Here is an 18,777-nt window from a genome sequence, read left to right as displayed (position 1 = left end):
GCCCGCCATTTATTACCAACACGGGGGGGGGGGCCCTGACCCCGCGCCCCCCGCAACGCGGTCAGATGTAGAACAGGTCGCGGAAGACGTAATATGGAATATCGTCCCGCTTCAGGCCCATCTTGGCGAGTTCCTCGTCGGATTTCGCCTCGAGCTTCTCGATCGCCTGCCGGCGCGATGCCACCCGGTGATGCGCTTCGAGCCCACGCATGAAGGATGCGAAAAAGCGGCTCAGGACGCCCTGCTTGGCGTCGGTTGCATGAAAGTTCGTCGTTGCAGTAGCCATTTGGAAACCTCGTCTGGTTCAGGTTCGGTTTCCTCCCTGCCACCCAAGCTAGGTCAGCAGTACTGACATGAGAAGGCTCAATTCGGTATGGCCGGTTTGCATCTGCTGCATCCCGGCCGGACCTGCCCTCACACGCCGGTCTTGCCGCTGTCGCTGCCGGTGGGCGGCATCGCCGGCGGGGCCGAGGGCTGGCGCGTGCGCTTGGCGGCAGTGTCGGCGGCCTCGGCCTTCGGCGCGTCGGATTTGGGCGCCTCGGCCTTGGCGGCGGGCTTGGGCGCATCGGATTTGGGTGCCTCGGCCGTGGCCGCAGGCTTGGGCGCGTCGGACTTGGCGGCGCCGGATTTGGGCGCCTCGGCCTTGGCGTCCGGTTTCGCCGCCTCCGCCTTTGGCGTGGCCTTCACCGGCTCGGCCTTGGCATCCGGTTTCGCCGCCTCATCCTTGGGCGTGTCCTTCACCGGCTCGGCCTTGGCCGCAAGCTTCGCCGCCTCCGACTTCTTCGCAGGCGCAGGTTTCGCCTCTGCCCTCTTCGCCGGCGCAGGCTTGGCCGCCGCTTTCCTGGCCGCCGTCTTCGCGGCCGCAGCCCGCGTCGCGGCCGGCGGCGTCGCATCAGCGGCCGGCGCCGCCTCGGCCTTCACCGTGCTCCGTGCGGCGCAATTATACGGCCGGCCCATGAACGGGTTCGTCGCAAGCGCCGCTTGGCCAAACACCTGCGCCACGCGCAGGTTGCTCTCGATCACGTATCCGGCCATCCGCATGCTGGCGGCCGACAGTTTCAGGGGGGCGGAGACAGGCAACATCGTCGTGTATCCTCTAGCTGTGGTGGCCCGCGCGGGATAGCGCGGAAACGTGACAGCAAGATAAACCCTGGCGCGTATCCACGAAACCACCCGTACCGCGACACGGGCGCCCGCTGACACGATCGCGCAAAAATCAGCCGAACCGCGCGCGAACCGCCCGGGAATCGCTCATCGGCACAACCCCAACGCCGCCGCCTCAGCCGACGTGGAACAGCGTCTTGAAGATCTTCGGATCGATGCTCTGGGCGGCGAATGTCTCGCCCTCGGTCAGGATGCTCACCGCGTCATGGCTGTGCAGGCTCTCCTGGTGGCTGGCCATGATCCGGAAATCCCCGATCCGCGCATCCTTCTGCAATTGCTCGCAAAACAGCCGCGCCGCATCCTCCACGAAGATCGGGTTCGCGGCGTTCAGCTCGGCAAAGGCCTGCTCGTCCTCGCGCTTGACCATCACCTGCGTCTCGGTCGGCACCGCCTTGCGCGCCATCTCGATCAGGTCCTCGAACCACAGGCAGCCCGTGCCCTCGCAGTTGATCTCGACCGAGATGCGCGCCACCGACCGCTGCGAATGCGGCGTGGCCAACTGCCCCCGGGCCTGCCGCGCATGTTCGCTCAGTTCCAGCGAGCACGGGCAGGTCGACGAATAGACATAGTCGAGATGCATGAACTTGCGCCGCACGCCCCCGGTCTCGACCAGCTCCAGCGCGATATCATAGAACTGGAACCCCTCCAGCCCCGACCGCAGCGAGCGGATCTTCATCGGGTAGGAAAACCGCATCTGGATCCGCGCATCCACGCTTTCGAGATCCGACATGTAATCGTCCAGCGCCGCCTCGATCACCTCGAAGCTGAAGGTCTTCTCGGCGTGCTTGTAGAAGCTCCGCATGATCCGCGACATGTTGATGCCCTTCTTGCCGGGCTCGAGGCTGACCGTCCCGGTCACCGAGGTCTCCAGCGTCAGGTCGCCGTTGTCGCGGGTATGAAAGCTGATCGGCAGGCGGAAATTGGAAATCCCCACATGCTCCAGATGCTGCTTCGCCCCCCGGATAAGCGAGGCCGGCCCGTTCTGCAGATCGGGCATCGACTTACGATAGGCGTCGTCCGGCTGGAAGGCCTCCGGATAGGTGCGGCTCAGCGCCGGATAGTTCGTCACCTCCCCGCGCGGCAGCAGCCGGGCAATGGCAGGGTCCAGATCGGCCACTTCCTCGGGGCTGGCGCTCGCCGCCCACGCGCGCAGCACCGACAGCGCCTGTTCGGCGTCGTCCCGGTCCAGCGCGTTCTCAAGCTTGCTCCGATGGATATTCATCAGCGGCCATCCCCTTCTGTCCTGCCGTCTATCACATAGTGCGTCCCGGCGGAAATTCCCAATCTCGCATAAATTTACGCCGAATGCGACAGACCGGATCATTTCCGCTCTCCCCGCTTGACATGCAACCATATGGTTGCATACATGGCCCCCATGACCGATGTCTTCCACGCCCTCGCCGATCCGACCCGCCGCGACCTGTTCGACCGGCTGTTCCTGAACGGCGGGCTCACCCTCTCCGAGCTGGCCGAGGGCGCGCCCATGTCCCGGCAGGGCGTGGCCAAGCACATCGCCATCCTCGAGGCCGCCAACCTCGTCACAACCGAATGGGAGGGGCGCAACAAGCGCCACTTCCTCAACCCCGTGCCGCTGACCGGCATCGTCCACCGCTGGGTCGGCAAATTCGAAGACGCCCGCCTCGACGCGCTGGCCGAGTTCAAATCCCGCCTCGAAACACCCCCGGACAAAAAGGAAACCAAATGCCATGGCTGACGACCTCACCCCGGCCCACGACACCCGCGCCTCGACCGGCCAGCCCACCGCCTCGGATTTCGTCTACGCCGTCTACATCCGCGCCGATATCGACACCGTCTGGAACGGCCTGATCGATGGCGAGCTCACCCGCCGCTACTGGGGGCATGAGAACCGCTCGACCTGGAAGAAAGGCGCCCCGTGGGAGCATGTCCGCACCGATGCCGACGGCACGGTCGACGTGCGCGGCCGCGTGATCGAGATCGACCCGCCCCACCGCATGGTCTGGAGCTGGGCCTTCGGCAAGGAGGCCGACAACCCCGAAAAGCTCTCCCGCGTGACCTATGAACTGGTGGCCCTCGGCCCCGACACCAAGCTCACCGTCCGCCATGCCGAGCTCGAACCCGGCTCGCCGATGGATCAGGGCGTGCGCGAGGGCTGGCCGGCGGTCCTGTCGAACCTCAAGTCGATCCTCGAAACCGGCGAGGTGCTGCGCGAGGACCAATGGCCCGACCCCGGACAGGTCGAGCACCCCGACACCTAGGCGCGGCCCTTTGGGCCCGCTCACACCCATCGCGAGGCCGTCCGCAAGGACGGACGAGCCCCGCCCGCACCGATACGCCACCGACGCAATACCGACAAAATACCGACGTTATACCGACGTCGGAATTCCCCGTCTCAGACCGCCTCCAGCGCCTGCATCACGTCGGCAATCAGGTCGTCCGTATCCTCGATCCCCACCGACAGCCTCACCAGCCCCGGCGTGATCCCCAGAACGTCCTTCTGCTCGTCCGACAGCCGCTGATGCGTCGTGGTGGCGGGATGCGTCGCGATCGACTTCGCATCGCCCAAGTTGTTGGAAATCAAAACGATTTCCAAGGCATTCAGAAACCGGAACGCCGCCGCCTGCCCGCCCTTCACGTTGAGCGAGATCACCGTCCCCCCGGCCCCCATATCGCGCTTGACCAACTCATGCTGCGGATGGCTCCCATGCCCCGGGTATATCACCCGGTCGAGCTTGCCATGCCCCTGCAACGCCTCCGCCATCGCCAGCGCCGTCTCCGCCTGCGCCCTGACCCGCAACGCCATGGTTTCCATGCCTTTCAGCATCACCCACGCGGTAAAGGGCGACATCGACCCGCCGGTATGCTTCATGTAGGGCTCGACCGTCTTGCGGATGAACTCCCGCGAGCCCAGGATCACGCCGCCCAGCGTCCGCCCCTGCCCGTCGATATGCTTGGTCGCCGAATAGACAACCACGTCCGCCCCAAGCGCGATCGCCTTCGAATAGACCGGCGTCGCGAACACGTTATCCGCCACCACCTTGGCGCCCTTGGCATGCGCAATCTCCGCCACCGCCTTCACGTCCACCACGTCCAGCGTCGGGTTCGCCATCGTCTCGAAGAACACCAGCTTGGTGTCCTCCCTGACAGCCGCCCGCCACGCCTCCAGATCCGTGCCATCGACGAACGTCACCTCGACCCCGAACCGCGTCAGCACCTCTTCCAGGACATACAAACACGACCCGAACAGCGCCCGGGCCGAAACCACGTGATCCCCCGCCCGCAGCATCGAGATCAGCGCCCCCGACACCGCCGCCATCCCGCTGGCGGTGGCAAACGCATCCTCGGCCCCTTCCAGCGCGGCGATCCGCTCCTCGAACATCTTCACCGTCGGGTTGCCGTAGCGGGCATAGATGAACTCGTCCGGCCCGGCCTCGAGGAACCTTGCCTCGGCGGCCTCGGCGCTGTCATAGACAAAGCCCTGCGTCAGGAAGATCGCTTCGCTGACCTCGTTATACTGGCTCCGGCGGCTGCCCGCGTGCACCAGCTTCGTACGTGTATTCCAGTCTGTCATAATTCCGTCCTCCGGGCCCCTTTTGCCCATGAAAAAACCCCCGACGCGGCCAAGCGAAAGGGGGTTCCTTCATCCTGACCTCTTTAGCGGTGTTGTTTTACGTGGCCCGCAATCCGGTAACAAATCGCCACGCCGAACGCTTTAGCCCCGGCCCGCCGCCGCGTCAATCCCGCGCGGGCATTGTCACGGTCCCTTAACCGTAGGTTCAAATTAGTTTCGTATGGTGCGCGTAACCCCTCGCCACAAGATGTAGTGGGATTACGAGCAGTGCCGCTTCTTCAGATCTCCGCCGGCCCCGACGGGCCCGAACTCTACGGCGCGCCGCGCCCGCTCGGCCCGGCGCTGGCCGAGGGGCTGCAACACCCCGGCCCGGTGATCGTGATGATCCACGGCTTCAAGTTCGCCCCCGGTGACGCCTTCGACTGCCCGCACCGCCACATCCTCTCACTCGACCCGGCCCGCGACTGCTGGAAGGCGATGAGCTGGCCGCGCGCCCTGGGCTTCGGCTCGGGCTTCGCCGACGAGGGGCTGGGCCTCGCCTTCGGCTGGCCCGCCCGCGGCACCATCTGGCAGGCCTACGACCGCGCCGAAAAGGCCGGCCGCGCGCTCGCCACCCTCATCCGGCAGGTCCGCCACCTGGCGCCCGACCGCCCGGTCCACCTGCTGACCCATTCGCTCGGCGCCCGCGTGGCGCTCTCCGCCCTGCCGCACCTGGCCGAGGGCGACGTGGGCCGCGCCATCCTGCTCAACCCGGCCGAGTTCGGCGGCCGCGCCCGCGCGGCGCTCGCCACCCCCGCCGGCTGCGGGGCGGAGGTCTTCAACGTCACCAGCCGCGAGAACGACTTTTTCGATTTCCTGCTCGAACGCCTCATCGCCCCGCCCGAACGCGGCGACGGCACGCTGGCCCAGACCATGCCGCGCCGGCCCAACACCCTGACCCTGCAACTCGACCACCCCGGCACGCTGCGCGCGCTGAATGCCCACGGCTTCCCCGTGGCCCCGCCCAGCGGGCGGATCTGCCACTGGTCGTCCTACCTGCGCCCCGGCGTCTTCAGCCTCTACCGCACGCTCCTGCGCCACCCCGAGGCACTCTCCCAGGCCCGGCTCCGGTCGATCCTCCCCGACCGCCCCGACCCGCGCTGGTCCCGCGTGCTGCAATGGCCCGACTGGCGCGTGCCGTTCCCGGTCCGCCGCAATGCCTCGCTCTGAAGCGGCGCGGAAAACGCCCCTGCATTAACGGTTTGTTAACCTTCGCCGCACAGCGGCCGAACCGACAAGCCTCACGCCTTGTCGTCGCTCTCCCCTTGGGTGCCATGCTCCTTGAACAGGCCGCCCTGGAAGATGAAGAACAGGAAGATCGCCGCCGTCAGCCCGAAGGTCTTGAAGTACACCCACGTCTCCTCGGTCATCGTCCGCCAGATCACCTCGTTCAGGATCGCCAGCCCGAAGAAGAACAGCATCAGCCGCTTCGTCAGCAGCATCCACCCCCGATGGGTCAGCGGCATCACCCCTTCCATCACGTATTCCAGCCACGACTGACCGCGCAAAAGCCCGATCCCCAGCAGCCCGCCGAACAGCAGGTAGATGATCGTCGGCTTCATCTTGAAGAACCGCGGGTCGTTGAACCACACGCTCATCCCCCCGAAGACAAGGATCAGCACCGCCGTGATCATCTGCATCTTCGACAGATGCCCGGTCAGCTTCCACAGGATCGCCATCGACAGCAAAAACACCGGGATGAACCCGGCGGTGACCACGATGAACCCGTCATACTCCCGCCCTGCGATAAGGAACGTCCCGTCCTTGAGCCAGAGATACGCCACGAAGAACCCGATGATCGGGCCCAGTTCCAGCGCCGTCTTGAGCCCCTGGTTGATCTGCCGTCCTGCCATGTCCTGCCTTTCAGCCTCCGAATTCCACAATCACCGCGCCCACTGCGATCAGCGTCATCAGCGCGATCCGCCGCGGGCCCACCGTCTCGCGCAGCACCAGCCAGCCAATGAGCGCGGCAAACACCGTCGAAGTCTCGCGCAGCACCGCCGCCTCGCCCACCTTGTCCAGCCGCGTGGCCAGCATGATCGACCCGAACGACATATAAGCCACCAGCGCCCCGATCACACCCCTCGCCAGCAACCCGCCGGTCTCGGGCCGCACCTCCATCCGCCGCCAGCGCCAGAGCGCATAGATCGGAATGCAGATGCCGTCGACCAGGAACAGCCAGACGATGAAGGTGAAGGGGTTCGCCGTGGCCCGGATGCCATAGGCGTCGATCGTGGTGTAGAGCGCCACGAAGATCCCCGTCATCACCGCCAGCCCCAGCGCCGCGGGCAAGGTCTCCCGCGCCACCCGGATGGTCCGCAGGTTATAGACCGCCAGCCCGTAGATCCCCGCCAGCAGCACCGCCACGCCCAGCCACTGCACCGGCGTGAACACCTCGGAAAACAAGAGCCACGCGCCGATCACGGTGAACAGCGGCCCCGTCCCCCGCACCACCGGGTAGACCACCGTGTACGCCCCCCGCATATAGGCCATGCCCTGGAAGATCTTGTAGACAAGGTGCACCACCGCGCAGAGCGCGAAGATCGGCCACATATGCGGCTCCGGCCACGGCACCACGAACAGCGCCAGCGGCACCGACAGCACGAAATAGCTGGCGTCGATCGCGCCCCGGCTGGTCCACGGGTCGAACCGCCCCTTCTGCAGCGCCCCCATGACGGCGTGCAGGAAGGCCGCGAACACCGCCAGGCACATGGCCAGCGTATGCCCCGCCCCGGTCCCCTCCAGCGAGATCAGCCAGTCACTCATCCGCGCCCGGCCCCCCGGAACCGCAGCGCCCCGAAATCGTTAGACTGTCAGGTAGGAGACAAAGGGCACCATGTTCGACCATTTCGCCGACGTGTTCACTGGCAATTTTTCCGCCGTCCCGGCCTCGATGGCCTTTGCCCGGCTCACCGCGGCCGTGTTTCTCGGCGCGCTGATCGGCTTCGAACGGGAATGGCGCCACAAGCCCGCGGGGCTGCGCACCCATATCCTCGTCTCGGTCGCCGCCTGCCTGTTCGTGATCATCGGCCAGGAGCTTGCCGCCCTCGAATTCGGCGGCGACGGCGAACAGCAGAACGACCCGATCCGCATGATCGAGGCGGTCACCGCCGGCGTGGCCTTCCTCGCCGCCGGGCTGATCTTCACCTCCAAGGGCGAGGTCCAGAACGTCACCACCGGCGCCTCGCTCTGGCTGGCAGGCGCCGTCGGTCTCGGCTGCGGCGCGGGCCAGATGCCGCTCGCGGCCATGACCACCGCCATCGTGATCGTCGTCCTTCTGGTGCTCCGTCAGATCGAGAAGTGGATGGGCACCCACTGACGGGCTCACCGCGCCTCGAGCCCGGTCAGCGCGGCGGCGAACTCCTCCGGATCGAACGGCGCCAGATCGTCGATCTGCTCGCCCACCCCGATCGCATGGATCGGCAGGCCGAACTTGTCGGCCAGCGCCACCAGCACGCCGCCCTTGGCGGTGCCGTCCAGCTTGGTCATCACCAGCCCGCTCACATCCGCCAGCTTCTGGAAGGTCTGCACCTGTGACAGCGCGTTCTGCCCCGTCGTCGCATCCAGCACCAGCAGCGTGTTATGCGGCGCGCTCTCGTCCTTCTTGCGGATCACCCGCACGATCTTGGCCAGCTCCTCCATCAGGTCGGCCCGGTTCTGCAACCGCCCCGCCGTGTCGATCATCAGCAGGTCGGCGCCATCCTTCTGCGCCTTGTCCATCGCGTCCCACGCAAGGCTCGCGGGGTCCGAGCCCTCCGGCGCCGTCAGCACCGGAACCCCGGCCCGGTCGCCCCAGATCTGCAGCTGCTCCACCGCCGCGGCGCGAAACGTGTCACCGGCGGCAATCACCACCGACTTGCCCGCCGCCTTGAACTGGCTCGCCAGCTTGCCGATCGTCGTGGTCTTGCCCGACCCGTTCACACCGACCACCAGCACCACCTGCGGGCGGTTGGGATAAAGCGGCATGGGCTTGGCCACCGGCTCCATGATCCGGGCGATCTCGGTTGCCAGCAATTCCTTGATCTCCGGGCTGGACAGGCGCTTGCCCATCCGCCCCTCGGCCATGTTCGCAGTCACCCGCAGCGCGGTATCCACGCCCATATCCGCCGTGATCAGCAGCTCCTCGAGCTGCTCCAGCATGTCGTCATCCAGCGCCCGGCGCACCACCTTCTTCGCCTCGCCCCGGCCGAACAGCCGGTTCAGCAGGCCGGGCCGTGGCGCCGCCTCCGGCGCCAGCTCCCCCTGCGGGCCCGGAAGGGGCTCCGGGATCGGCTCCGGAATGGGGGCCGGCATCGCCTCGGGCGCCACGTCCCGCGCCGGCGGCACGTCGCGTGTCGGCACTTCCTGCGGCGGCTCCGTGGGCTCGGGCAGGTCCGGCTCCGGTGTCTCAGGGGGCGATCCGGGCGCGGGCGGCAGGTCGGGCTGCGGGTCTTCCCTCGGCGCATCCGGCACCGGCGGCTGGTCCGGCTGCGGCGCTTCCGGCGGGGCCTCCGCGGGCTTCGGCAGGTCCGGCTCCGGCGCCTCCTGCGGCGGATCCGACGGCTCCGGCAAATCCGGTTCCGGAACCCCCGGCGGCGCCTCCGGCGGCTCGCGCGGCTCGGATGGCTCGGGCGCCGCGGCCTCTTCCTCGCCCCCGTCCTCGACGATCGCGTCCAGCCCCTCCTCCAGCTTCGAGGAAGATTTGAACAAGCGTTCCTTTAGTTTCGAGAAAAACGCCATGGGCCCTCCGGGTTGCCTGCCCTTTTCACCTAATCCCATTGTCCGGGATTTGGAAGCCTCAGCCCGCCAGCGCCACCGCCATCATCACCTGCGCCCCGAAATAGAGCGCCCAGAGCACCACCGACAGCGCCCGGTCAAACCGTTCCGCCACGTCCCGCCGGAACATCTGCACCGCCAGCAGCGTGTCCGACAGCACGAACGCCCCCGCCCCCAGCGCCGCCAGCCACAGCGCCCCCGGCAGCGCCAGCGCACAGCCCGCCATCACCGTGATCAGCCCCACGTAGCCCCTGACAGGCCAGCGCATCTCGCCCGTATGCGGCGCCAGCCAAAGCTCCGTCGACACTGCCAGCGCGACCAACGCCACCAGCGGCACCACGGGCGGCATCCCGTCCACCAGCCCGAACAGCAAGGCAATATACGCCACATGCGCCAGCGCAAACGCGCACAGCCCAACCAGGAACGCCCGCTCCCCCGCCCGCGACAGCGCGTAATCCCCCACCGCCGACAACGCCAGCGCCGCCACCAGCCACACCGGCCCATCGGCCAGCGCCGCCCATAATGCCAAAACCGCCACCGGCACCGTCTTCACCACGCTGCGCCATACCGAAACCGGCCCGTGACAGAACCACAGGCCATAGATCACGGCCACACCGCACCCAAGGGCAAGGAGCGCACCCATTACCGGTTATTTACCATTCGCCGCCCATCATCTGCTTCTTCTGACGCGAAACCTGCGCTAAAGTCACGACATTCCAAGGCTTGCGGAGGGACAAACATGTCGGAAGCCACAACTACCAGACCAGCCACATGGCGCGTCGTCGTCGCCTTTATTCTCGACCTGCTTTTCAGTTTCTTAATATTCGGCTTCATCATCGCCAAGATCACCGGCGATACCACCGAAGGCGGGTTCGAACTGAACGGCCTGCCCGCGATCATCCTCTTCGCGCTGGTGATCATCTACATGGTCGGGATGCCACGCCTCGGCGGGCGCCTGTTCCAGAGGCTTTTCAAAGCGATCTGAGGGGCTTACCCCTCAGACCTCATCCGGGAAATGCTTCATCGTCAGGCGAATGGGGTTCGGCGCCGCCTGCCCCAGACCACAGATCGAGGCATCGCCCATCGCCTGGCACAGCTCTTCCAGAAGCGGCTGATCCCACCGGTCCGCCTCCATCAGCTTGACCGCCTTCTCGCACCCCACCCGGCACGGCGTACACTGGCCACAGCTTTCATCCTCGAAGAACCGCAGCATGTTGAGCGCGGCGTCCTTGGCGCTGTCCTTGTCCGACAGAACCACCACAGCGGCCGAGCCGATGAACGTGCCATGCTCCTGCAGCATGTCGAAATCGAGCGGCACATCGGCCATCGACGCCGGCAACAGCCCCGATGACGGCCCGCCCGGCTGATAGGCCTTGAAAACATGGCCATCGAGCATCCCGCCCGCCGCTTCGATCACGTCCGCAATGGTCGACCCGGCCGGCAACAGGTGCACGCCCGGCTTCTTGACCCGGCCAGACACGGAGTAGGAGCGCAGCCCCTTCCGCCCGTTCTTCTCGGTCCCGGCCAGCACGTCCTTGCCCTCACGCAGCACCCGCGTGACCCAGTAAAGCGTCTCGACATTGTTCACCAGCGTCGGCCGGTCGAAAATCCCCACCTGCGCCACGAAAGGCGGGCGATGCCGCGGCAGGCCCCGCTTGCCCTCGATCGATTCGATCATCGCGCTCTCTTCGCCGCAGATATACGCCCCCGCGCCCCGGCGCAGGTCGATATAGCCCTTCTCGACGATCCCCGCCTCCTCCAGCGCCGCGATCTCGCGCCGCAGGATCTCCAGCACCGCCGGATACTCGTCGCGCATGTAGATGAAGCAGGTCCCGGCCTCCACGGCCCAGCCGGCAATCAGCATTCCTTCAAGGAAAACATGCGGTTCCCGCTCGAGGTAAAAGCGGTCCTTGAACGTCCCCGGCTCGCCCTCGTCACCGTTCACGGCCAGGTAGCGCGGCCCTTTCTCGGCCCGCACGAACCCCCATTTCCGCCCCGACGGGAACCCGGCCCCGCCAAGCCCCCGAACGCCCGCATCCAGCAGCGTCTGCTGGATATCCTCGAACACGCCGCTCTTGCGCACCTCCACTAGCGTGGCATAGCCACCACTTTCACGATAGGCCGCAAGCCCTTGATATTCCGGCAAATGCGCGTGCGTGTCATCCGCCGCGATCGCCGCCTTCACCTTCTCCGGCGTCGCGTGGTCGATATGGTTGTGCCCCAGCTCCAGCACCGGCGCGGTGTCACACCGCCCCATGCATGGCGCCCGCAGAACCCTCACCTCCGACGCATCCAGCCCGCTTTCCAGCGCCGCCTTCAACTCCTGCGCCCCGGCCAGCTCGCAACTCAGCGAATCGCACACCCGGATGGTCAGCGCCGGCGGCGGTGTCTCGCCTTCCTTCACCACGTCGAAATGCGCATAAAACGTCGCAACTTCATAGACTTCGGCCTGCGCCACGCGCAGCTCTTCCGCCAGCGCCCGCAGGTGCGCCGCCGACAAATGCCCGAATTCATCCTGGATCAGGTGCAGATACTCGATCAGCATGTCTTTCCGCCGCGGCCCGTCGGCCAGAAGCCCGCGCACGTCCTCCCACGCCTGGTCCTCGAGCTGACGGCCCTTCGGCGTGCGCCGGCCCTTGCCGCGCCCCGATTTCCAGACACCCTTGCGCTCATCCAGTGCCATCCGACACCTCCTTTGACGTGGTTGTCCGGTTTCTACCGGTGGCCCGCCCGCAACGCGATGCCAAAAACGACAAACAAGCGCCCGGAAGCGTTGCGGTTTCCTTTACCGCGCGTGTAGTAGAGCTGTTCGGAAACGGGTTTCCCGCGCCGCATCTCCGGCGGTCGGGGGCGAAAGGACGGCAAAAAGTGCTTCTCTTCGCCGGTGTCACGGTCACGGCCTTCGTGCTTGTCGGTCTCGCCGCCCTCGTCGGCGGCGCCTGGCCCTGGCTTGCCGCCCTCTACCTCACCGGCTTCGTCTTCCTGTTGGACAGGCTCATGCCCGACACCATCGCCAACGCCGATCCCGACACGGAATTCCCGGCGGCCGCGCCCCTCCTCGTCACCCTCGGCCTCGCCCATTTCGCCCTTCTGGCGCTGGCCACATGGGCCGTCGGCGGCCCCAGCGGCCTTGCCCCGGCCGAGCGGGTGCTGACCGCCCTCGCCTCCGGTCTCGTCTTCGGCCAGATCTCCCACCCCGTGGCGCACGAGCTCATCCACAAACCAAGCCGCTTACTCCGCCACCTCGGCCGCTGGATGTACACCACCCTCCTCGTCGGCCACCACGCCAGCGCCCATCTCCTCGTTCACCATGTCCACGTCGCCAGCGCCGCCGACCCCAACAGCGCACCGCGGGGCGAGAATTTCTACCGCTTCGCCCTCCGCGTCGGCCGGCAATCCTTCCTCGCCGGCCTTCGCGCCGAAAACCGCCGCCGCCGGAACGCCTCGACCCCCGGCCTGCACCCCTACGTGACCTACGTGGGCGGCGCCCTCGCCACCATGGCGGCGGCCCTCCTCATCGCCGGGCCAACCGGCCTCGCCGCCCTCCTCGCCATGGCGATTTACGCGCAATTACAGATCCTTATGTCCGATTACGTCCAGCATTACGGCCTGCGCCGGGCCACGCTCCCCAACGGCAAGCCCGAACCCGTCGGCCCCCGGCATTCCTGGAACGCGCCGCAAGCCTTCTCCTCCGCCCTCACCGTCAACGCGCCGCGCCATTCCGACCATCACGTCACCCCGTCGCGCGCCTACCCGGCCCTGCAGCTCGACCCGGGCACCATGCCCTGCCTGCCCCGCTCGCTGCCGGTGATGGCCGCCATCGCCATGGTCCCGCCGCTCTGGTTCCGCATGATGAACCCGCGCTGCGACCGATGGCAGCCGGTTGACGCTACGTCGCCCGAAACCCGCGCCGACGCTGTCGAAATCGTCTAGCGCCCCGCCATCGCATCTGCCAAACTCGCCCCATGCGAAAAGCCCTTCTGTCCCTCTGCCTGCTGACCCTGCCCCTGCCCGCCTCGGCGGACGTCATGGACGCGGGAGAGTTCGAAGCCTACACCAAGGGCAAGACCTTCTATTACGGCTCGCGCGGCGAACCTTACGGCGCCGAGGAATACCTCGCCAACCGCCGCGTCCGCTGGACCTTTCTCGACGGCAAGTGCCAGGAAGGCGTCTGGTACGAGGATGACGGGCTGATCTGTTTCGTCTACGACAACCAGCCCGATCCGCAATGCTGGAGCTTCACGCGCCGCTCCGGCGGGCTGATCGCCCAGTTCGAGAACGACCCGGCCCAGACCGAGCTCTACGAGGTGCGCCAGACGGACGAACCGCTGATGTGCATGGGGCCCGACGTCGGCGTCTAGGCTTGTCCTTTCACGATGCGGACGGGCATCTTAAACATCGAAATGCCGCGAATGCTTTCCAAATCCTGACATAACGGGCTCAACCCGCAAATATCAGAACAACGACCCCTGGTCCGGCGCATCCGGCTTCGGTTTGCCCCTCTTCACAGCCCCGCCGCCGCCCGACACCACCGGCAGCCGCCCGTCGGCGAACTCGATCTCCAGCGCCCCGGCCTGCTCCGCCGCGGCCTTGGTGGTCACCACGCCGCCATCGCCCCGCACCACGGCATAGCCGCGCCTGAGCGTCGCCTCGTAGCCCACCGTTTCGCGCAGCCGCTCCAGCCCGTCGATCCGCTCGCGCCAGCGCTGCACCTGCCGCGTCCCGGCATCCGACAGCCGCCGCGACAGCGTCGATAAATCCCGCGACTTCCGTTCGATATCCCGCTCGATCGCCCCGGTGCTCAGCCGGCCCACCGCCGTCTCCAGCCGCCGCCGGTCGCTTTCCCACGCCCGCCGCAAAAGCCCGGGCCGCAACGCGCCGGAGCACTCGAAAAGCTGCACCCGCCTGAGCTGGACCGACCGCGTCAGCGCATTGGGCAGCCGCTCGGCCCAGCCATCCAGCCGCTGACGCGGCCCGTCCAGCAAGGTCTCGACCCGCGGCAAGGCCCGCGCCAGATCGCGCAGACGCTGCCCCCGGTCGCTGATCCCCTTGGTCAGCGCATGGGTCAGCCGCGCCTCCTGGTTGTCGAACCACGCCAGCAAATCCAGCCGCACCGGCACCGCCAGTTCCGCCGCCGCCGTGGGCGTCGGCGCGCGCACGTCCGCCGCGAAATCTATCAGGTTGGTGTCGGTCTCGTGCCCCACCGCCGAGATCAGCGGTATCTGCGAGGCCGCCACCGCCCGCACCACGATTTCCTCGTTGAACCCCCACAGATCCTCGACCGAGCCGCCACCCCGTGCCACGATCAGCAGATCGGGCCGGGGCAGCGCGCCGCCGGGCGTCAGCCGGTTGAACCCCTCGATGGCCCTGGCCACCTCCGGCGCACAGCGATCGCCCTGCACGGCGACGGGCCAGATCAGCACCTTGCGCGGAAACCGGTCCCGCAACCGATGCAGGATATCCCGGATCACCGCCCCAGAGGGCGACGTGACAACTCCAATGATTTCAGGAAGATACGGCCGCCTCTTCTTGCGGGCCTCGTCGAACAGCCCCTCCGCCGCCAGCGCCTTCTTGCGCTTCTCCAGAAGCGCCATCAGCGCGCCCACGCCGGCGGGCTTCACGTCGTCGATGACGATCTGGTAGCGCGACTGCCCCGGAAAGGTGGTCAGCCGCCCGGTGGCGACAACCTCCATCCCCTCCTCCGGCTGCACCGCCAGACGCTGGGACACCCCTTTCCAGATCACCCCGGCCAGCACGGCCCGGTCGTCCTTCAGGTCAAGATAGATATGCCCCGACCGCGGCCGCGACACGCGGCCCACCTCGCCCCGCACACGGACGAACCCGAACTCCCCCTCGACCACGCGCTTGACCGCGCCGGACAGCTCGGAGACGGAAAATTCTGGGGCGTTCTCACCCGGGGCCGGGTCATCGATCAGATCGGACATGACCCATTCATGCCCGATCCGATCGGCGATGAAAAGCGCCCGCGCCTACGCGGCGCGCTTGTTGTGGCGACCTTCGGCGATCTCTTCGATCATCTTGGCGCTGAAGGCCGGCAGGTCATCGGGGTTGCGGCTGGTGACAAGGCCGTTCTCGCAGACGCATTCGCTGTCTTCCCAATCGCCGCCCGCGTTGATCACGTCGGTCTTGATCGAGTGGTACGAGGTCACCTTGTTGCCTTTCAGCACACCGGCTTCCACCAGCATCCAGGGCCCGTGACAGATCGCGCCGATCGGCTTGCCGGCGGCCCAGAATGCCTTGACGAACTCGACGGCGGTCGGGTTCGCGCGGAGCAGGTCGGGGTTGATCTGCCCGCCGGGCAGCACCAGCCCGTCATAGTGATCGGGCTGCGCATCGTCGAGCAGCTCGTCGACCTTGACGGAGGTGCCCCAGTCGCTGCCTTCCCAGCCCTTGATCTCGCCGCTCTCGGGCGAGACGACATGCACCTCGGCGCCGGCTTCGCGCAGCGCCTTCAGCGGGTGTTCCAGTTCCGATTGCTCGAAGCCATTCGTCGCCAGGATGGCGACCTTCTTGTTGTCGAGACGTGCCATGTTGCGTGTCCTTTGGTTGAAGTGGATGTCTTGCCAACCCAACGTGCCCGAGCGCCGCCCTGTTCCCGCCCGTTTCCACCGCTTGCCACCTTCCGCCGCTGCCGCTATCGAGAGGCCGGAACCGGGCAAGGAGGCGTGCGCCATGAACATTCTCATTCTCGGCGGCGGCGGGCGCGAACACGCGCTGGCCTGGGCGGTCATGCAGAACCCGAAATGCGACAAGCTGATCGTCGCACCGGGCAATGCCGGCATCGCCGAAATCGCCGAATGCGCCACGCTCGATATCGAGGACGGCGCGGCGGTGGTGAATTTCTGCGACGTCAACGCCATCGAGTTCGTCATCATCGGCCCCGAGGCACCGCTCGCCGCCGGCGTCGGCGACCGCCTGCGCGACGCGGGCCTGCTGGTCTTCGGCCCCTCCGAGGCCGCGGCCCGGCTGGAGGCCTCGAAGAGCTTTACCAAGGAAATCTGCGACGCGGCCAAGGCCCACACCGCCGCCTATGGCCACTTCACCGACGCCGCCGCCGCGAAGGACTACGTGACAGACCAGGGCGCGCCCATCGTGGTCAAGGCCGACGGGCTCGCCGCCGGCAAGGGCGTGATCGTGGCGGAAACGGTCGAGGACGCCTACGCCGCCATCGACGACATGTTCGGCGGGGCTTTCGGCGGCGCCGGTGCCGAGGTGGTGGTCGAGGAGTTCATGGAAGGCGAGGAAGCCTCCTTCTTCATCCTCTGCGACGGGGAAGAAGCGCTCCCCATCGGCACCGCGCAGGACCACAAGCGCATCGGCGAAGGCGACACCGGCCCCAACACCGGCGGCATGGGCGCCTACTCCCCGGCGCCGGTCCTGACATCAACAATCGCCGACAAGGCCTTGAACGAGATAATAAAACCCACCCTGCGCGAAATGGTGAAACGCGGCACACCCTACCAGGGCGTCCTCTATGCCGGGCTGATGATCAAGGACGGCGAACCCCGCCTCGTCGAGTACAACGTCCGCTTCGGCGACCCGGAATGCCAGGTCCTGATGATGCGCCTCGGCGCCCAGGCCTTCGACCTCCTCCACGCCGCCGCCGAGAACCGCCTCTCCGAAGCCCGCGTCAACTGGGCCGACGATCACGCCATGACCGTGGTCATGGCCGCAGACGGCTACCCCGGCGCCTACGAGAAAGGCAGCACCATCAAGGGGCTGGAGGACGTGGCCGAAGACAGCTTCCACATGGTCTTCCACGCCGGCACGGGCCGCAAGGACGGCCATTTCGTCGCCACCGGCGGCCGCGTACTGAACGTCACCGCGCGGGGCGCGACATTGCGCGAGGCGGCGGACCGGGCCTACGGGATGATCGACAAGATCGACTGGCCGGAGGGCGTGTTTCGGCGCGATATCGGGTGGCGGGCGCTCTAAGCCTCTGGGATCGAATGGCCTTTGGCCATCCGACCGGAGCGAGGGGCCAGCCCGTCGCACCGCAGGTGCGCTTCATCAAACCGGCGCTCCCCGGGATATTTTTGGCCAGAAGAAGATCAGGGGCAGTTTGTTGCCGCGTTGAGGCTTTCAGGGCCGGTGTAAGGGCCGAGATCGCGGCGGGTGATCCGGCCTGATGTGAGCCGGGCCGCCACGATGCGGGTCCAGTCTGAGTTGGCAGTGATGATCTCCGTGGTGCCCCCACACCGCCGCACCCCGCCGGCAATAAAATCCCAGCCGATCCGGTGATTGGTGAACCCTTCACTATCCGCCACGTGCTCGAGCTTGCCACCCCGGAACCGCCACACCCGCAGCCGCTTGGTCAAATGCGGCCGGTCCACATAGGCCAGCTCCACATGCCCGTCGCCATCCAGGTCCGCCACCGCCACAGGCGCCAGCCAGCGATGCCGCTGTCCGATATGGGGCGTCGCCGCCACCAGTCTGGCGCGCCGGTCATAAACCGCCAGCTTCGCCCCCGTCGCCGCGTTCGACTGCACCGCCACGATCTCCGGCAGACCGTCGCCATCCAGATCCGCCAGCCGCGGCGCGATATCCTCGAACACCTCGCCCTGCGGAAGGATCACCTCCGCCGGGCAAGTGATGCGGCTGTCGCCGGGTATCCGCAGATGAATGGTCAGTGCCTTGGCGTCGCGCAGATCGCCCAGCACGCCATGCCCGTATTCGTCCGTTTCCTGCAAAAACCCCGCATGCATCACCAGCCGGGCGCTTCGCGGCGCCCAGCCTTCATGAAGCCCGCCACCGGGCGCCTCGTTGAGAATCTCGGCCTCGGCAAACCGCCCCAGCAGCCCCTCCCCGTCGGTCCGCGCCTCGCAGGCCCATCCAGCAACCGGCAGCAGCAGCCCGAAGGCAACGGCCGCCAGCCGCCGCATCAGATCTGCTTTTCCGGCATCTGCACCACCAGCCCGTCCAGCGCATCGCTCACCTTGAGCTGGCAGGTCAGGCGAGAGCGCGCCGGGTCGGGCTCGTATGCGAAGTCGAGCATGTCCTCTTCCATGTCGTCCTTCTCGGGCAGCTTCTCCACCCAGGCCGGGTCGACATAGACATGGCAGGTCGAACAGGCGCAGGCCCCGCCGCAATCCGCCTCAATGCCGGGGATGTTGTTGTCGCGCGCGCCTTCCATCACGGTCAGCCCGTTGGCCACCTCGACCACATGTTCGGTCCCGTTGTGCTCGATATAGGTGATTTTCGCCATGACTGCGGTCTCCCTCGCCTCGGATTTCAATGGTTCCTAGCCA

Annotated in this window: 21 protein-coding genes and 1 riboswitch; of the genes, 8 read left to right on the top strand and 13 right to left on the bottom strand. The window is 67.0% G+C overall.

Features of this window, described 5'->3' with window-relative positions:
• Positions 1–61 precede the first annotated feature (61 nt).
• From RLN94_RS13865 to folE2, 3 genes are all read right to left on the bottom strand, one after another.
• Entirely contained in the window at positions 62–286 is a 225-nt protein-coding gene (locus RLN94_RS13865; RefSeq protein ID WP_300893876.1) for a hypothetical protein, read from the bottom strand.
• A gap of 128 nt (positions 287–414) precedes the next feature.
• Positions 415–1,083: a hypothetical protein gene (locus tag RLN94_RS13860; protein ID WP_350124259.1), complete on the bottom strand. Its 669-nt coding sequence runs from the start codon at positions 1,081–1,083 to the stop codon at positions 415–417.
• Positions 1,084–1,279: 196 nt separating this feature from the next.
• Positions 1,280–2,386 carry a GTP cyclohydrolase FolE2 gene (folE2, locus tag RLN94_RS13855; RefSeq protein WP_350124256.1) on the bottom strand — a complete coding sequence of 369 codons (1,107 nt, stop codon included), beginning with the start codon at positions 2,384–2,386 and terminating at the stop codon, positions 1,280–1,282.
• 144 nt (positions 2,387–2,530) lie between these two features.
• On the opposite strand from folE2, the gene RLN94_RS13850 reads away from it, so the two are divergent.
• Together RLN94_RS13850 and RLN94_RS13845 are read left to right on the top strand one after the other, a co-directional pair.
• The gene (locus RLN94_RS13850) at positions 2,531–2,878 is read left to right on the top strand and encodes an ArsR/SmtB family transcription factor (protein WP_350124253.1); all 348 of its coding nucleotides are present in this window, start codon (positions 2,531–2,533) and stop codon (positions 2,876–2,878) included.
• On the top strand, positions 2,871–3,401 hold the full coding sequence (locus RLN94_RS13845; protein WP_350124250.1) for an SRPBCC family protein: 531 nt from the start codon (positions 2,871–2,873) through the stop codon (positions 3,399–3,401). Before RLN94_RS13850 ends, RLN94_RS13845 begins: the two co-directional genes overlap by 8 nt.
• 134 nt (positions 3,402–3,535) lie before the next feature.
• Here RLN94_RS13845 and metZ read toward each other — a convergent pair whose 3' ends face one another.
• On the bottom strand, positions 3,536–4,714 hold the full coding sequence (metZ, locus tag RLN94_RS13840) for an O-succinylhomoserine sulfhydrylase (protein WP_502949410.1): 1,179 nt from the start codon (positions 4,712–4,714) through the stop codon (positions 3,536–3,538).
• A gap of 62 nt (positions 4,715–4,776) precedes the next feature.
• A riboswitch (SAM riboswitch) is annotated at positions 4,777–4,855 on the bottom strand.
• Between the two features lie 126 nt (positions 4,856–4,981).
• Between metZ and RLN94_RS13835 the strand changes: the two genes are divergently transcribed.
• Positions 4,982–5,923 carry a DUF726 domain-containing protein gene (locus RLN94_RS13835; RefSeq protein ID WP_350124247.1) on the top strand — a complete coding sequence of 314 codons (942 nt, stop codon included), beginning with the start codon at positions 4,982–4,984 and terminating at the stop codon, positions 5,921–5,923.
• Between the two features lie 71 nt (positions 5,924–5,994).
• On the opposite strand, the gene RLN94_RS13830 is transcribed toward RLN94_RS13835, so the two are convergent.
• Complete coding sequence (locus tag RLN94_RS13830) at positions 5,995–6,606, bottom strand: inner membrane-spanning protein YciB (protein WP_350124244.1); 612 nt, start codon at positions 6,604–6,606, stop codon at positions 5,995–5,997.
• 10 nt (positions 6,607–6,616) lie between these two features.
• Positions 6,617–7,519, bottom strand: a complete 903-nt coding sequence (locus tag RLN94_RS13825) for an EamA family transporter (protein WP_350124241.1) — start codon at positions 7,517–7,519, stop codon at positions 6,617–6,619.
• A 70-nt stretch (positions 7,520–7,589) separates the two neighbouring features.
• Between RLN94_RS13825 and RLN94_RS13820 the strand changes: the two genes are divergently transcribed.
• The gene (locus tag RLN94_RS13820) at positions 7,590–8,072 is read left to right on the top strand and encodes an MgtC/SapB family protein (RefSeq protein WP_350124238.1); all 483 of its coding nucleotides are present in this window, start codon (positions 7,590–7,592) and stop codon (positions 8,070–8,072) included.
• 5 nt (positions 8,073–8,077) lie between these two features.
• Here the strand turns inward: RLN94_RS13820 and ftsY are convergent, their stop codons facing one another.
• Positions 8,078–9,472: a signal recognition particle-docking protein FtsY gene (gene ftsY, locus RLN94_RS13815; protein WP_350124235.1), complete on the bottom strand. Its 1,395-nt coding sequence runs from the start codon at positions 9,470–9,472 to the stop codon at positions 8,078–8,080.
• Positions 9,473–9,530: 58 nt separating this feature from the next.
• A complete protein-coding gene (locus RLN94_RS13810) occupies positions 9,531–10,121 on the bottom strand; it encodes a lysoplasmalogenase family protein (RefSeq protein ID WP_350169125.1) in 591 nt (196 codons plus the stop codon).
• A gap of 126 nt (positions 10,122–10,247) precedes the next feature.
• Between RLN94_RS13810 and RLN94_RS13805 the strand changes: the two genes are divergently transcribed.
• Positions 10,248–10,493, top strand: a complete 246-nt coding sequence (locus RLN94_RS13805) for a hypothetical protein (RefSeq protein ID WP_350124229.1) — start codon at positions 10,248–10,250, stop codon at positions 10,491–10,493.
• A gap of 12 nt (positions 10,494–10,505) precedes the next feature.
• Here RLN94_RS13805 and RLN94_RS13800 read toward each other — a convergent pair whose 3' ends face one another.
• Positions 10,506–12,191: an NAD(P)H-dependent oxidoreductase subunit E gene (locus tag RLN94_RS13800; RefSeq protein WP_350124227.1), complete on the bottom strand. Its 1,686-nt coding sequence runs from the start codon at positions 12,189–12,191 to the stop codon at positions 10,506–10,508.
• A 185-nt stretch (positions 12,192–12,376) separates the two neighbouring features.
• On the opposite strand from RLN94_RS13800, the gene RLN94_RS13795 reads away from it, so the two are divergent.
• Together RLN94_RS13795 and RLN94_RS13790 are read left to right on the top strand one after the other, a co-directional pair.
• On the top strand, positions 12,377–13,441 hold the full coding sequence (locus RLN94_RS13795) for an alkane 1-monooxygenase (RefSeq protein WP_350124224.1): 1,065 nt from the start codon (positions 12,377–12,379) through the stop codon (positions 13,439–13,441).
• Between the two features lie 32 nt (positions 13,442–13,473).
• The gene (locus tag RLN94_RS13790; protein ID WP_350124221.1) at positions 13,474–13,869 is read left to right on the top strand and encodes a hypothetical protein; all 396 of its coding nucleotides are present in this window, start codon (positions 13,474–13,476) and stop codon (positions 13,867–13,869) included.
• 93 nt (positions 13,870–13,962) lie between these two features.
• Here RLN94_RS13790 and xseA read toward each other — a convergent pair whose 3' ends face one another.
• Both xseA and RLN94_RS13780 read right to left on the bottom strand, forming a co-directional pair.
• The gene (xseA, locus tag RLN94_RS13785; protein WP_350124218.1) at positions 13,963–15,453 is read right to left on the bottom strand and encodes an exodeoxyribonuclease VII large subunit; all 1,491 of its coding nucleotides are present in this window, start codon (positions 15,451–15,453) and stop codon (positions 13,963–13,965) included.
• Positions 15,454–15,498: 45 nt separating this feature from the next.
• On the bottom strand, positions 15,499–16,059 hold the full coding sequence (locus RLN94_RS13780; protein ID WP_350124215.1) for a type 1 glutamine amidotransferase domain-containing protein: 561 nt from the start codon (positions 16,057–16,059) through the stop codon (positions 15,499–15,501).
• 142 nt (positions 16,060–16,201) lie between these two features.
• Here RLN94_RS13780 and purD point away from each other — a divergent pair, with 142 nt between their 5' ends.
• Entirely contained in the window at positions 16,202–17,464 is a 1,263-nt protein-coding gene (gene purD / locus RLN94_RS13775) for a phosphoribosylamine--glycine ligase (RefSeq protein WP_350124212.1), read from the top strand.
• Positions 17,465–17,580: 116 nt separating this feature from the next.
• Here purD and RLN94_RS13770 read toward each other — a convergent pair whose 3' ends face one another.
• Together RLN94_RS13770 and RLN94_RS13765 are read right to left on the bottom strand one after the other, a co-directional pair.
• The gene (locus tag RLN94_RS13770) at positions 17,581–18,411 is read right to left on the bottom strand and encodes an FG-GAP repeat domain-containing protein (protein WP_350124209.1); all 831 of its coding nucleotides are present in this window, start codon (positions 18,409–18,411) and stop codon (positions 17,581–17,583) included.
• Complete coding sequence (locus RLN94_RS13765) at positions 18,411–18,734, bottom strand: 2Fe-2S iron-sulfur cluster-binding protein (protein WP_350124206.1); 324 nt, start codon at positions 18,732–18,734, stop codon at positions 18,411–18,413. Before RLN94_RS13765 ends, RLN94_RS13770 begins: the two co-directional genes overlap by 1 nt.
• Positions 18,735–18,777 lie beyond the last annotated feature (43 nt).

Origin of the sequence: Roseovarius sp., from assembly GCF_040223625.1 — a bacterium.
Taxonomy (GTDB): Bacteria; Pseudomonadota; Alphaproteobacteria; order Rhodobacterales; family Rhodobacteraceae; genus Roseovarius.
This window is presented reverse-complemented; position numbering and strand designations above follow the sequence as displayed.